This is a genomic window from Brevundimonas sp., assembly GCF_965227765.1.
GTDB lineage: Bacteria > Pseudomonadota > Alphaproteobacteria > Caulobacterales > Caulobacteraceae > Brevundimonas.
Genome location: NZ_OZ245778.1, coordinates 2,195,901 through 2,209,946, shown reverse-complemented (window position 1 = coordinate 2,209,946; position 14,046 = coordinate 2,195,901). Strand labels below are relative to the sequence as shown.

13 protein-coding genes are annotated in these 14,046 nt (G+C 63.9%); 5 read left to right on the top strand and 8 right to left on the bottom strand.

Annotated elements, in window-relative coordinates; all coding sequences use genetic code 11:
- Positions 1-142 precede the first annotated feature (142 nt).
- Positions 143-928 (bottom strand): SDR family NAD(P)-dependent oxidoreductase, encoded by a 786-nt coding sequence (locus tag ACO05L_RS10735; RefSeq protein ID WP_421729167.1) that lies wholly within the window; start codon positions 926-928, stop codon positions 143-145.
- A gap of 141 nt (positions 929-1,069) precedes the next feature.
- Between ACO05L_RS10735 and ACO05L_RS10730 the strand changes: the two genes are divergently transcribed.
- From ACO05L_RS10730 to ACO05L_RS10715, 4 genes are all read left to right on the top strand, one after another.
- Entirely contained in the window at positions 1,070-1,642 is a 573-nt protein-coding gene (locus ACO05L_RS10730) for an SRPBCC family protein (RefSeq protein WP_421729166.1), read from the top strand.
- 48 nt (positions 1,643-1,690) lie between these two features.
- Positions 1,691-2,866 carry a zinc-dependent alcohol dehydrogenase gene (locus ACO05L_RS10725; protein ID WP_421729165.1) on the top strand — a complete coding sequence of 392 codons (1,176 nt, stop codon included), beginning with the start codon at positions 1,691-1,693 and terminating at the stop codon, positions 2,864-2,866.
- 305 nt (positions 2,867-3,171) lie between these two features.
- Positions 3,172-3,411 (top strand): hypothetical protein, encoded by a 240-nt coding sequence (locus ACO05L_RS10720; RefSeq protein WP_421729164.1) that lies wholly within the window; start codon positions 3,172-3,174, stop codon positions 3,409-3,411.
- A gap of 4 nt (positions 3,412-3,415) precedes the next feature.
- Positions 3,416-4,201, top strand: a complete 786-nt coding sequence (locus ACO05L_RS10715; protein WP_421729163.1) for an exodeoxyribonuclease III — start codon at positions 3,416-3,418, stop codon at positions 4,199-4,201.
- 398 nt (positions 4,202-4,599) lie between these two features.
- On the opposite strand, the gene ACO05L_RS10710 is transcribed toward ACO05L_RS10715, so the two are convergent.
- The 7 genes from ACO05L_RS10710 to ACO05L_RS10680 form a co-directional block, all read right to left on the bottom strand.
- On the bottom strand, positions 4,600-5,277 hold the full coding sequence (locus ACO05L_RS10710; RefSeq protein ID WP_421729162.1) for a Crp/Fnr family transcriptional regulator: 678 nt from the start codon (positions 5,275-5,277) through the stop codon (positions 4,600-4,602).
- A gap of 392 nt (positions 5,278-5,669) precedes the next feature.
- The gene (locus tag ACO05L_RS10705) at positions 5,670-6,047 is read right to left on the bottom strand and encodes an ammonium transporter (protein ID WP_421729161.1); all 378 of its coding nucleotides are present in this window, start codon (positions 6,045-6,047) and stop codon (positions 5,670-5,672) included.
- A complete protein-coding gene (locus ACO05L_RS10700; RefSeq protein WP_421729160.1) occupies positions 6,044-6,340 on the bottom strand; it encodes an autorepressor SdpR family transcription factor in 297 nt (98 codons plus the stop codon). The genes ACO05L_RS10705 and ACO05L_RS10700 overlap by 4 nt, the downstream gene beginning before the upstream one ends.
- A 73-nt stretch (positions 6,341-6,413) precedes the next feature.
- The gene (locus ACO05L_RS10695) at positions 6,414-7,307 is read right to left on the bottom strand and encodes a hypothetical protein (RefSeq protein ID WP_421729159.1); all 894 of its coding nucleotides are present in this window, start codon (positions 7,305-7,307) and stop codon (positions 6,414-6,416) included.
- Positions 7,308-7,386: 79 nt separating this feature from the next.
- A complete protein-coding gene (locus ACO05L_RS10690; protein WP_421729158.1) occupies positions 7,387-9,144 on the bottom strand; it encodes an ATP-binding protein in 1,758 nt (585 codons plus the stop codon).
- Positions 9,145-9,488: 344 nt separating this feature from the next.
- Entirely contained in the window at positions 9,489-11,489 is a 2,001-nt protein-coding gene (locus ACO05L_RS10685; RefSeq protein WP_421729157.1) for an NPCBM/NEW2 domain-containing protein, read from the bottom strand.
- Positions 11,490-11,603: 114 nt separating this feature from the next.
- Complete coding sequence (locus ACO05L_RS10680; RefSeq protein ID WP_421729156.1) at positions 11,604-11,969, bottom strand: Slp family lipoprotein; 366 nt, start codon at positions 11,967-11,969, stop codon at positions 11,604-11,606.
- Positions 11,970-12,376: 407 nt separating this feature from the next.
- Between ACO05L_RS10680 and ACO05L_RS10675 the strand changes: the two genes are divergently transcribed.
- On the top strand, positions 12,377-13,669 hold the full coding sequence (locus tag ACO05L_RS10675) for a tetratricopeptide repeat protein (protein ID WP_421729155.1): 1,293 nt from the start codon (positions 12,377-12,379) through the stop codon (positions 13,667-13,669).
- Positions 13,670-14,046: the final 377 nt, after the last annotated feature.

The following is a 14,046-nucleotide window of genomic DNA, read 5'->3' as shown; positions in this document are numbered from 1 at the left end:
GGCGTCGACGATCGGCGACAGCCGACCCTGGGGCGGGCGAACCTTCGCGGTGGCATCGATCGACGAACATCCTGCCGAGCCGAACACCTGGAAAGCCTAGCCTAAGGTCCAAGGGGGCGAACGGCTTGAGGCGCTGGGGTCTTCAGTTCGCACTGCCGGGTTCCGCCTGTTTGCGATGCATCTCCGCGAGCACGGTCTGGGGCGTCACCGCCGCTGTCGCGGCCTGCAGCTTGTTCATGAGACCTGCGACAACGTCACCGTCGCCGCGCTGCATGGCCCGGTATCCGATCTCGGCGACCTTGGCGGGATCCATCTTGGATGTGGACTGGCCGACGGCGGTGTCATCGAGGCCCGCCCGGTGGAAGAACTCGGTGTCGGTAGGGCCCGGCATCAGGACCGTCACGCTGACGCCCGTGTCCTTCAACTCGTTGCGTAAGGCGAAGGAGAAACTGTCCACATAGGCCTTGGAGGCGTTGTACACGGCGGCGAAAGCGCCCGGCATCAGGCCGGCGATCGATCCCGTCAAGAGGATTTGCCCGCGCCCGCGGCTTCGCATGTCGCGCCCGACGAGATGGAGGAGGCGGGTGGTCCCGGTGATGTTGGTGTTGATCACGTGCAGGACGTCTTCAAACCTCTGGTCGAGGAAGGCTTGCCCTAGACCGTGACCGGCATTGGCGGCGAGTGCGTCGATCACCCGACCCGCGACGAGGTCGTAGAGCGACTGGACCCCAGCCTCCGTCGACAGGTCCGTCTGAAGCGTCTCGACCCGTGCGCCGAGTGTTTCCAAGACCTCTTTCGCATCGGCAAGCGGCGTGTCGGCGGCGACCACGAGATCGAAGCCATCCGAGGCGAACAGCTTGGCGAGCTCATAGCCGATGCCGGTCGAGGCGCCGGTCACCAAGGCGAGCGGGCGAGCCGAAGTCGCCATTTTAAGTCCATCATCCGACACAGGAATCTCCGCTTCTAGGTCCAGGCCCAGAAGTCGCAAACCCTGAGCGATGTTCCGTATTGCGACGCTGGAACGGCATCACGCCGAGACGGTTGGAAAGGTCAGCAGACGGAGTTCGCCATGTCTTCCAAAGATCCGATTTCGACCGACGCCGAGGTCGCCTCGCCCGCCTTCCTCGACAAGGACAATGTCGAGGGCGATCATTCCTCGGCCAGTATCCGCGCGGCGATGATCAACCGCCCCCGCCTTGAGCTCTATGACTACTGGAGCGACATCACCAATCTGCCGAGCTTCATGGAGAACGTGAAGTCGGTCGAGGTTCTCGGGCCCGGCCGATCGCAGTGGACCATCGCCGGACCCGGCGGAATGGACGTCGAACTGGTCTGCGAGATCACCGAGGACATTCCGGGCGAACGCATCGCCTGGACCTCGAGCGAAGGATCGGACGTCGACCACGAAGGCTGGATCGCGTTCCGGGACAACGCCTTCGGGCGCGGAACCGAGGTGCGGCTGTCCATCAGCTACGACCCGCCCGCGGGCGCGATCGGCAAGGTCGTCGCCAAGGTCCTGCAGCGTGAACCCCGGGTTCAGGCCCGACGGGAGCTCCGCCGGTTCAAACAGCTGATGGAGACCGGCGAGGTCTCAACATCGAAGGCTCCGGACGCCGCGCCTCGCGGTGAGCGACACCTCTGAGCCCCGCGGCCGAGGCCGCCCTTTCATTTTACTGAAGACGAGAACATCATGCGCGCACTCACTTGGCACGGCAAACACAACGTCAAGGTCGACACCGTTCCCGATCCCAAGATCGTCAACCCGCGCGACGCCATCATCAAGGTGACGGCGACCGCCATCTGCGGCTCGGACCTGCATCTGTACGACAGCTATATTCCGGGCATGTCCAACGGCGACATCCTGGGCCACGAGTTCATGGGCGTCGTGGAGGAGGTGGGTAAGGAGAACACCACCCTGAAGGTCGGCGACCGGGTGGTCGTGCCCTTCGTCATCGCCTGCGGCAAATGTTTCTTCTGCGACCACAAGATGCCCGCCGCCTGCGATAACTCCAATCCCGCCGAGAAGGCCGACGCCTCCGAGATCGCCTACGGCTACGCCATGACGGGCGCCTTCGGCTATTCCCATCTCACAGGGGGGTATGCGGGCGGTCAGGCGGAGTATGCGCGGGTGCCGTATTCAGACTATGGGCCGATCGTGATCCCCGATGGGATCGAGGACGAACGGGTCCTCTTCCTGTCCGACATCTTCCCCACGGGATGGCAGGCGGCCGAGAACTGTCAGATCAAACCGGGCGACACGGTCGCCATCTGGGGATGCGGCCCTGTCGGTCTGTTCGCCATCAAGAGCGCCATACTCCAGGGGGCCGGCCGGGTCATCGCCATCGACCATCATCCGCGCCGACTTGAACTGGCCAAGGCCAACGGAGCCGAGGTGCTCAACTATCACGAGGTCAGGGTGCGGGAGGCCTTGACCGAGATGACCGCCGGCATCGGTCCCGACAGCTGTATTGATGCGGTCGGCATGGAAGCCCACGGTTTTTCACCGGATAATGTCATCGACGCCATCAAGACCAGCGTGCGGCTCGGAACGGACCGCGCCCATGTGCTGCGCGAGACGATCATGGCGGTCCGGAAGGGCGGCACGATCTCCGTCCCCGGCGTCTATGGCGGGTTCGCCGACAAGATTCCGGTGGGCGCCTTCATGGAGAAGGGTTTGACGATCAAAACCGGCCAGACCCATGTGCAGAACTACCTGCCCCAGCTGCTCCAGCTGATCCTCGAAGGCAAGATCAACACGACCGACCTCATCTCCCACCGTCTGCCGCTGGAGCAGGCCGCCGAGGGCTACAAGAATTTCAAGGACAATCAGAACGAATGGACCAAGGTGGTCCTGCTGCCTCACTAGATCGCAGCACCAGCCCATGTGACCGGCAGACATCCCCTTCATCCTGGGCGCCCAGCATGACACCCCCCACCTCTCGCCGGACGCCGAGACGGCGCTTCGGGGCGTGGGCTCCCTTGATCCGGATGCGCTCGCTCCAGTGGCGGCGATGGAAGAGAATCCGGCGACGGCCCGAGAGCTTCGCCGCCGCGTCGTGATGCTGAAGCGGGTGCGGGCCGCAGGTTCCCGGCAATACCGCCGGGAATGGCGGTGTTGACGGGGGGGTGAACCGGGAGCTCGACGCGCCGTTAAACCGCGAGGACAAGGCCATGGCGAACCCCTTCAAACGTGACGCGGATTACGAGACACCCCCGTCGAAGCGCGCGGCGCGCCTAAGCGCCAACCTGACCAAGGGCGCGCCTAAGCGCCAACCTGACCAAGTGAGACCACGTCTGGACAAGGCGCACGACCGACAGGAAGCGGGTATCGACGAGGGGGTGGAGAACAACCTTCCCCGCCAGCGGCCCGGTCGTCGTCAAGCGCATCAGCGCAACAGCACCGGAGCCTGAACGCTTGAGGATCGCAACCTTCAACATCAACGGAGTGAACACCCGTCTTGCGAACCTGACGGCTTGGTTGAGGGCTGAGGCGCCGGACGTGGTCTGTCTGCAGGAACTGAAGGCGCGCGGCGAACACTTTCCTGAAAAGGCGATGCGTGACCTTGGCTATCACGCCGTGTGGGAGGGGGAGCACCGCTGGAACGGCGTGGCGATCCTCAGTCGGGGCGGGCCTCCGATCGTCACCCGCCGACGGCTTCCCGGCGACACTTCTGATTGTCAAAGCCGCTATATAGAGGCGGCGGTGGAGGGAGTGTTGATCGCCTGCCTTTATCAGCCCAACGGCAATCCGCGACCGGGTCCGAAGTTCGACTACAAGATGGCGTGGGCCGAGCGGCTGAACCGCCACGCGGCCAGCCTGTTCGGAACGGGGGCTCCCGTCGTCCTGGCCGGCGACTTCAATGTCGTGCCGACTGACGCCGACATCTACAACACCCGATCCTGGAAATCGGACGCCCTGCTTCAACCGGAGAGCCGAGCAGCCTTCGCTGCTTTGCTTGACCAGGGCTGGACTGACGGTCTGCGCGAGCGATTTCCCAAGGATCCTCCGCCCTGGACCTTCTGGTCCTATTTTCGGGCGTCCTGGGCGCGCGACGCGGGACTGCGTATCGATCATCTTCTGCTTAACCCCGAGGCCTCGGCTCGGCTGACAGACGCCGGCGTCGACCGCGAGGTGCGAGGCGAGGAAGGGGCGAGCGACCACGCGCCCGCATGGATCGATCTGAGGTCGCGGGAAGGCTGAGCGAGCGGAGCAGGACACGAACCGGATGTTGGAATGATAATCCGGCCTCCAAGCCTTCACCGGACCAAGACCGCACCCGGCGCGCCATGACACGGGGATGCCGCACGAGACGAAGCGAAACCCACTGTCGCCAGATGACGATGGGCAAGGCAACAGATGATGGATGATGACGGTCGATCATGCGTGCCCAACAGGCGCTGATCTTGGAATGGCTGATATCGGGTCCCGGAAGGATTCGGGTAAGATTAAAGTCTTCCGGGAGAAATGGAGCGCCGCTGTGGAGGGAGCCGAGAACTATTCGGCATCAGTCGCTATGGCTGGATAACGAGCACGCCGGCGCGAGGGCGGACGTTCGGAATGTCTGCTGAGGGGGGAGCAGACACTGTGGGCGTTGTTGCTTAGTGCGTGCGATGACAGGCGCAGGCCAGCGCCTTCAAGGCGTCCCGGTCCCGGATGATCACCTTGCCCCTGGTTCCACGCGCCAAGGCTCCGCTGGCTTTCAGGTCAAGCATGGCCCCGCTGATGGTCGTTCTTTGAACCCCAAGAAGGCTTGCGAAATCCGCTTGGGTCACCGCGAAACTCGACTGTCCGGTTCTCTCCTGCAGCGTCAGTATCCATCGTGCTAGACGGGGCAAGATCAGGTGAAAGGTCGCGCAGATGGCGAGACTATGAGCCTCCAGCTGGTTGTGATGGGTCACTTCAAGAAGCTGCGCCGCGACTCTAGGGCTGCGGACGGCAAGATTTCTCAAAACGTCGGCCGGAACCGCCCAAACGACCCCGGGAACGTGAGCGACGGCGTCCCAGCCCAAAGGTTCCAGCGCCATGAAGGCCGCAAGGCCTGTGACACCCTCGCGCCCGACTGAACTGACGGCCAGGCTTTCACCGCTCGGAAGCCGCATGATGTTTGCGATCTGCGCGGAGACGGGAAAATGGATGACATCGACGTGGTCACCTGCAGAAAACAGGACGTCCCCGATCTCGACTTCGCGCCTCGCCAGAGAGGGACGCAGCACATCCTGGTCGGCAACGGCCATGCTGGCGAAGAGCCAGTTGTTGATGAGTGCTGTCTCAGGCATCAGGGCCTCCGGGGAGCGGAACGAAAATCGTTCGCCAGCCGGTGCTCAAGAGCGGGTGACGTATAAACCACGCACATACGAGCGCAGTGTCTCAGCCTGTCGTTCTAAGCGTCACAGTACAAGCTTAGGCGTAAACTCACATTGCCGAAACTGGTTCCATTGAGACCGATTTGGCGGTTCCGGAGCGGGCGTTGACGACCCGTTCCCCCGCCTTTTTCCGGAAGACAGGACAGCGCCTTTATTGATCCTTCTGCATGGCTTGGCTGGATTGATTCTGGCCTTGTCGCCGACGGTCTTCGGAGAGCGGTCCGCCGTCGCCATAAATCCGGACATCATGGGCTGTGAGACCGGCGGCGCCGTCGTTGCCCCGGGATGGCCGCTGAGCCGCCGATTTAGGAGGCGGTCCGCGCCCTTGCTCGCAGGATCAGGCCGTAAGCCACCGTCGCAGAGATGCCGGCGACGATCGAGCCGAAACCGAACATCAGCTTCGTCTCAAAAGGCGCGAACGCCCAAAGGCCTGCATAGATCAGTCCGCTGATCGCCAGCGACCAGCCGCCGAGGCGGGCGATCTGTCGTGCACATGTGTTCGGGGCCAGGGTCTTGGGCATGCGATTGCCGTACCAGGCGACCATCAGGCCAGTTGCCCCCATCACGATGCGAGTGACTGTGTCGGTATCGATGGCTCCCAGTCGGCGAGCCAGCGTGGCCGCCAGAGCAATAGCGATAATGCCGCCGGCCCAGGCGATGCTGTTGACGCGGTCTCTGTTCATTTCGCAGTCTCCTTGGTGAGGACGGGGGCCCCCGCGCCGGTGTCGAACGACCCGACGAAGCCCAGGAGGGCGTCCTCGAGCACGGACAATTTCAGGTGGTAGATGATCGACTTGCCCGACTTCTCGGCGTGCACCAGGTCTGCTTCCTTGAGCACGGTGAAGTGCGCCGACATGGTCGGCTTGGAGACGTCGAACTGATCACTGAGGTCGCCGGCGCTCAGCGGCCCTTTGCGGAGCAACTGCAGCACCCGCCGGCGGGTTGGGTCAGACAAGGCTTTGAAGACGGAACTCATGCTAAGACAATTAGCTAAACGTCGAAACGAGTCAAGAGTCCATGTTCCAGGAGGCCATGCCCTCATGGGCGCGTTACTGGGTATCGATCATCTTCTGCTGACCCCCAGGCCTCAGCTCGGCTGACCGACGCCGGTATCGACCGCGAGGTTCGAGGCGACGATGGGGCGAGCGACCACGCGCCCGCCTGGATCGACCTGCGGTCGGGGGAAGGCTGAGCGAGCGGATCAGGACGCGGACCGGAGCCTTCACCAAAAAACGCCGCCAACCTTCAAAGGCCTGATTTCCTGTCCCGGATGAGGCCGGAATGATCCAAATCTTCCTGGCGAGAATGGTGCGTGAAGCAGGAAATATTCGGCATCCGCCGCGAGGGCCAGGCCGATGCTCGAGCCCCTCAACCATGCTGTAGTAGGTTGGCTCGCACGCTGGCGTACAGCTGACGACATCTCCGATGAAGGCCCCGCCCGGCGCGAAGTAAATGCCCTGCGCGCCATCGACGGTAGAGCCGAAACGGAGGGCTTGAGCGGCGGCGGGGCTGGAAGCGGCTTCTGGCACATCGACGAGTGACCCGTCAGCCGCGATGCGCCTCAATCGCCCGCCTGAAGGCAGGGCGCTCGGGTCGTCCATCGCCGCCCGAACCTCATCGGCGGAATATCCAGCGAAGGCGGCGATGGCTTGCGCATCGCCTTCGAACAGAACCAGGGTGACGGCGTCCTCGACGCCCGTGCCAAACAGGCGTGTCTGAAGATCCTGGGACAGGTGGGCGAGTTCGACCGTGTCGAGCTCGAGCGCTGTCGGGTCGGTCAGCAGATAGCTGTAGTGGCTCAAAGACTTTGACACGCGCGGGAAGGTCCAGCGGACCTCAAGAAAACACGTGGCGTACTTCGCCACCAGCGGCCCCAGCCGTTCCGGCGGCACGTCGGTGCGGTTGCCGTCCAGCAAAACTCGGAGACAGGCAACCGCCGCCATTCAGTCATCTCCTAGGGCCGGGTCGGCGTCTCGCAAGCCACAGAATTCCTCCAGGGCCGTGAGGCAAACCGGAACAGGTTCAAAATCTCTCACCGGCCCTTGCCGGTAAAACCGGATCCGCCTCTGTCGCGTCGCCCGCCAAGGCGGTCTCGATCGAAGAGAACAGGGACGATGGGCTGATGGGTTTGGTGAGGTGACCGTCCGCGCCTGCGGCCGCGCCCGCGCGGATATGTTCCGGGGATGCGTTTGCGGTCAACATGATGACTGGCGTCCTCCTCCGACCGGTGCGCCCCTCGATGGCTCTGATCGCGCGGACGGCGGCAAGTCCGTCCATGACGGGCATCTGCATATCCATGAGCACCAGGTCGAAGTCGCCCGCTTTCCAGGCCGTCAGCGCCTCTTGACCATCAGTCGCGGTAGTGACCGATACCCCTGCGCCGGCGAGGATGATCTGGACGACCGTCAGGTTTGTTGGATGATCGTCAACGATCAGGAGCCTCCGCGCGGTCATCGCCGCCGATGGCGCTTGCTCCACGTCGCCGCCGGCGGTCCCGTCCTCCGGCAGATCCAGTTCGAACCAGAACCTCGATCCTTCTTCCGCTTTGCTCTCGCAGTCGAGGGAGCCGCCCATCATCTCCACCAGGTGTCGCGAGATCGACAGGCCCAGGCCCGTGCCGCCGAATCTACGGGTGATCGTGCCGTCGGCCTGCTGAAAGCGGTCGAAGATGCGGGCTTTCTCGTCTTCGCCGAACCCCACCCCGGTGTCTGTGACGCAGAAGCGCAGTCGGCCTTCTGCCGTCTTGGTCAACGACAGACTCACGGACCCATGCGGTGTGAATTTGACTGCGTTGGAGAGCAGGTTGGTCACGACCTGCCGGATACGGACCTCGTCGCCGATGACGAAGCGATCGGCGGCATCGTCGATGGCCACCGTCAGGCTGAGGCCCTTGGCCTCTGCGATGGATCGGGTCAGACTTGCCGCACTCTGAATGAGGTCACCTGCGTGGAAGGTGGCAAGTTGGATCTCCAACTGCCCGGCTTCCACCTTGGCCAGATCGAGTATGTCGGACAACAGCCGCTCCAGCGTCTGCCCCGAGGAACAGATGAGCTTGGCCGCCTCCTTCTCGCGTGGCGGGAGAGGGGCCGCCGCCACAACATGCGCCATGGCGAGAATACCGTTAAGCGGCGTTCGGATTTCGTGGCTCATATTGGCGAGGAACTCGCTCTTCGAAATGCTCGCGGCCTCGGCCTCCTGCTGTTTTATGACGAGGGCGGCGGTGGTTTTTCGGAGCTGAGCGTAGGAGCGTACGGCATTGACGGCCGAACTGAGCGCGTAGGCGACGAGGAGGCCCGTGCAGGTCAGCAGCCCCAGCTTGTTTTTCCAGGTCGCTTCAAAAAGGGGAAGCGCCAGTAAGGCGACCGCTGGCGGGACCCCGGTGACGAGCATCTGAACGAGCGACCTGTGACAGCCCCGGATCATGTAAATGAGGACACCGCCGATCAAGGCGACCCCTGCCGCCTTTCCGTGCCCTCCGTCCGAAAACCACCACAGCACACCGGCCCCCACCCAGGCGCAGGTTGATAAGAGAGTCGCCGCCAAGCGAAGAAGACGGAAGGCTGCGGGATGCCTCTGCTGGTTTTTCGGCTCGGTCGCGATCCAGAGGAGGCCGTCTCCGATCGCGAAGGCGGCGGCCCAGGTCACCATTAGGCGCCAGTCTAGGACCGTCAGTCCGGAGCAAAACACGACCAGGCCGACGATCAGACGCGTTTTTGCCTGAGCCCGGGTGTCGGCGCCGGTAAGGTCGAAATCGCTGTCAAAGCCAAGCTTGTGGTGCATGGGGTTACTTCCTGCGCACAGCTTGGGCCGTCAGCATGAAGACTGTGTAAAGACAAGATTTTGCTCGCGTTTTTCGTGCGAGGAACCAGTCGGTTGTCGAAAACGGGCGCTCAGTATTCGCCGCCGCGCCAGAGTGATCGCCGGGTTCAGACGCTCAGGCCTTAACCTTGTGAGGGCGCGTTCATTCGGAGCGCTTCACCAGGGATATGGGCCCAGGACAGGCCGTCTGCCGCTCATATCCGTCTGACCGCTGACCTTGCGCCCAGCACCGGGAGCTGTTGGCCGAACTCGGTAAGGCGGCGTTTTCGCATGTCGCTCTCGACCGTCGCGGAGACGGCGTCTCGTCACCGCGTCATGGCTGCATCCGCCCAGACGACCGGAAGCGCGCCCACTGGATCGCCGTCGGCGCGAGCGATGATCTCGAGGATCGCGACATCGGCGATCTCGGCCGTCACGGTCCGGGACGCCGTTCCGAACGCCTGCGGCTCGGAACGGGCGAGAAGTCGACCGTCGCCGTAGACGAAGAAGGTGACCCGCCGGTCGCGGTCGACCGCGCTGTCGTCGATCCCGACCCGAGCGCTGAAGCGCGTGAAGCCCCGATTGCGCACCTCGAAGCGCGAGTTTGCGAGTGCGCCGAGGCCGGTGTCGTAGCGCACGCCGGCGACCCGGAGGGGTTCGCCGAACGGCCCGCGGTCCGCCTGGGCTCCGCCGAACCCGCCATACTGGGGGTGTTCCCCGGAGCCGCGTGTGCCCTGCCAGCTGACGACCGACCGATGGATGAAGGGGTCGTGCTGGGGCGTGGTCACCCCGTCTTCCGCCGGGTTCACATTGCCCGGTTGTTCCGACAGATAGAGTCCGTCGGCGAGGATGCGCTCGCCGGAGGCCCTGAACACCAGGGTCTGGCGCGGCTCGACCCGAAAGGCGGTCTCCCTGGTGAAACCTTGCCGGGCGCCCGTCCATAGATCGGTCAGCGCCACCGGGGCGTCCTCGCGGAACTTGAGATGCCGGGCGCTCAGCTGGGCGTCAACCGGCGCCAGGCCGCGATTGAAGATCGCCACGCCCTTGTCGCCGTCGGCCAGGGTCTTGACGAAGATCTGCAGGTCGCCCGACTGGAAGGCCGCCACCGCCTGATGGCCCGCCGGATCCTGGTTGAGGGCGACGATGCCGGGGTTGCCGAACAGGGCCAGTTGTTCGGCCGTGGCCTTGCGCAGGTCGAAGCCGATGATCAACGGCGCATTCATCATCGCCCACAGGGCGAAATGCGACCGGGCCTCCGTCATATGGTCGGCGTCGAAATCGCCCGAACCCACGAACAGCATGTCGGGGTCGTTCCAGGCACCGGGTCCGGCATAGAGGGCGCGGGTGGACACCGTGTCCAGATTGGTGAGCATCCGGGTCCATTGCGGCGTGATGTCGTCGCTGGTGCGCGAGATGTTGCCGAGGTTCTTGCCCCAGGCGCGCACATTGGAGGAACCCCACAGGCAGAGGGAATAGAGATAGTCGCCGTCCGGATTATGGGTGTGGAGCGCCTCGCCGACCTCCTCGTAGAGCGTCTGCACAGCGGCGATGTCCGTGCGCCCGATCGCATTCATGTCGATCAGCGGCGGAAAAACCCGATAGTCCCCCTTCAGGACATGGTCGGTCTCGGGGCCAAGGCCGCGCACGCCGCAGCCGTCGACCTTGATGAGGTCAAAACCCCATTCGGCGAAATACAGGGCGATGTCCTGATCGACGTGACCATGGAGGCCGACCTCGCGTTCGGCGATCGTGCCCTCAGGCTGGTTGGCGAAGGTCGGCGTATAGACCTGACCGCAGGAGTTTCGGCCGATGTCGGAATAGATGCCGGCTCTCAGCCCCATTGCGTGCAGTCGATCCGTCAGCGGCCGAAAGCTGGTCTGGTCGTCCGGGCCGACGTGGGCCGACGGGAATTTGTCGGTTCGGACGACCATCCGGCCATCGGACTCGCGCCGCTTCAGCCACCACCCGTCATCGATATTGACATAGCGATAGCCGCGGTCCGCCAGACCGCTTTCGACGAGGATCGTGGCCGACGCCATGATCTTCTCCTCATCGATATCGCTGTAGAAGGCGTTCCAGCTGTTCCACCCCATGGGCGGGGTCGGCGCCGATCCTCGCGTGTTGGCGCTCCATCGGCCGCTGGGCTCCAGGCTGTCGGTCTGGGCCATGGCGGGGACGGACGCCAGCAATGCCGCGGCCGCCGAAACCGCCGCGCCGAGCCGCGCCAGCCCCGTCGGACGCTTGCGCTCGCATAGCCGGGATGACTGGTCGGACGGCGTCGTCGCAGAGCGGGGGAGCAGGGGGGACGGCTGGTCGAAGATGCGCATGACGACTCCCATGCGGCGGGCCCCGCACATTTGTCAGACATATTGGGAAGCCCGACAGCTGACAATCCTGTCATTGGTCAGTGGGTGAGCCCGACGGGATATAGCCGGGCCAGTCTATGACGGCGTTTGCGGGTTCAGGAACCCGATCTTGCACTCGGGACTGGGGTCGCCCGCAAGGCAGTCCGACCACCGAAACAACCGTTCGATCTGGACGACGGGGCCGGTTCGACCGCCGCCGCCCGATTCAATCTGTGTCATCCCCGTAATCCGGCCGACGATCGTGACATTGGTATGCTCGCCAAGCAGCGTCGGGTCATAGGCGCCAGCGGCGCAAGCCTCGAAGCTTTGATAGGTCGGCTCGTTCGTCCAGAGCGGTAGGCCATCTTCGTCGCTCCGGGCATACAATAGGGTCAAGCATTCGCCTTGATCGGTTGCGGCGATCCGCATGACGGCGCCCGCCCAACGGATGCGGCGGCCCATGTTGCGCTCTTCGACCGCCTGTTCGGGGCTCAACTGAGCAACCGAAACTGTTCTCAGAACCTCGAAGTCATCGTCAGCGGAGCCGTCCTCACCGGGCGCCGGAGCGGCATCCGGCGTCGGGGACCTGAGAGGCGAGGTTGTCATCAACAGGGGGGTCGGCTCGACCGGAGTTGGGGATCCGGCGCATCCCCACAGGAGTACACAGCCAAGCAGAAGGCCTGGACTGAGTCGCTTCAACATCTTGATGGGGCGTTTTTCCATTGGGTAGGGACTTTCGTGACGGGTCGGGGCGCCGGCGGCAAGCCTGTGTCAGAGGTTACAAGGCACGATTGTTCGCCGCATCAGTCGTTGGCATTCCTGGCCTGTACGAGCAAGATCGTGCCCTAGCCGAGGGAGACCTGACTGCGATGATGCCCAAGACACGACGATTCCGTCTCCGGGCGAAGGGATCAATCCTGGCCTCCGCCCTGGCCTGCGCGCTGATCGTTTCGGGCGGAGGGGCGTCGAACGCCATGGCCGAGACCGGCCGGCCGGGTGAGGAGATCGTCCTCGCCTGCCAGATCGAGGGACGTGACCGGCAGGCGTGGGTGTCCCTGACCGAAACCGGCGCAACCTATCGCTACGGGCCTTCACAGGCCGCACCGGAGCTGACCCTGTCGAGCCCCCTGGCCGATCTCGATTATGTCCGCCAGACGGGTGCAGCCGGTACGGTCGACGAGATCGTGACCTTCGCCAATGGGGACACCGACTACCGGTTCGCCACGGGTTTTCGTAATGGCCCGCAGCCTGACCCCACAGCCCTTCGCCCTTTCGGAAACCTGACCGTCAGTCGTAGCGGCAGGGAGGTTGCGACGCTGTCCTGCGATCCCGACAGCATTGAGCGCGCTCCGGACCGTCTGCTGGCGCGCATGCGCGACATCGGGCGAGAGCGGGCTTCAGACGGCGTGTCGTTTCCAAACTATGATCTCCATCCCCGGATGGCGGCGGCCGAGTCTGCGCCATGCGAAGCTGAGAACAACGTGGACACCTGCTGGAGCCGGGGTGTGAGCGCGGCTCGCGGTGGCGATCTTCGGGCGGCACTGGACCACTACGACATGTCCTGCGCCGCCCGCATCATGACGTCAGGATGCTACGAGGCCGGAAAGCTCTATCTTCAGAACCGGGAATTGCGGGACTACACGCGTGCGAGACAGAGCCTGACGCGAACCTGCGAGGGCGAACATCCCGGGCAGGGCCCATACGCCTGCAAATACCTCGGCTGGATGTATCTCACCGGAACCGGCGTCGAACGTAATCTGGACCTGGCCTTTGTGGAGCTGGCGAAGGCCTGCTTCCTGCACAACGACGCCATTCTGATCGATGGCGAAGGCTGCCACTTCCTCGGGGAGACGATCTTCGAAAAGCGCGACGGCTGGTCCCGCGACAACACCGATTACCTCGCCTACATTGCGTTTGCCCAGGGCTGCACCGACGATGCCGAGACCGTGTGTAACGAAGCCCGCGCACTTCTCCAGCGAGGGCAAGCGAGAACCGCGCCCTGGGTCAGGCGCTGCGATCAAACCGCGGGGCACTACGGCGCCATCAAATCGTGCGCCGAGCTGATCACTACCTCGACGGACTTCGACGTCCGACAGACGGTGCGACGGCAGCTCAAGTTGCTTTTCGGCCAGGCGTCAGCCTCCATGGATACGCCCCAATGACCGGCATTGGACAGTCGGGCGCCTAACAGAGGTGGGCTTCCATAGGGTCGAGCGGCATTGGCGCGTCGGTTGCCCGCCATCGCGAAGGACTGCCGGCGTTGACGCAACGGCGACATCGGCTAGCAGTGGGCTATGCTCCTGCTCACTCTGCTTCTCTGGACAAGTGACCCCACGAACGTCGAGGCGGCAGGGCGTCTGGACTATGGGGTCTCACGATGTGGCGTTTTCGGCTGGGAAGCCGATGAGACTGAACGCATGGCGCGTCTTGAGCAGTTGATAGCTCACGAGACAGGTCGAAGCCGTGAGGACGTCATCCGGGAGTTCAGCCTAGGCGTCCGGTACGCCTTCAGTCGGGAGGGCGAAGCCCTGGAAGCGGC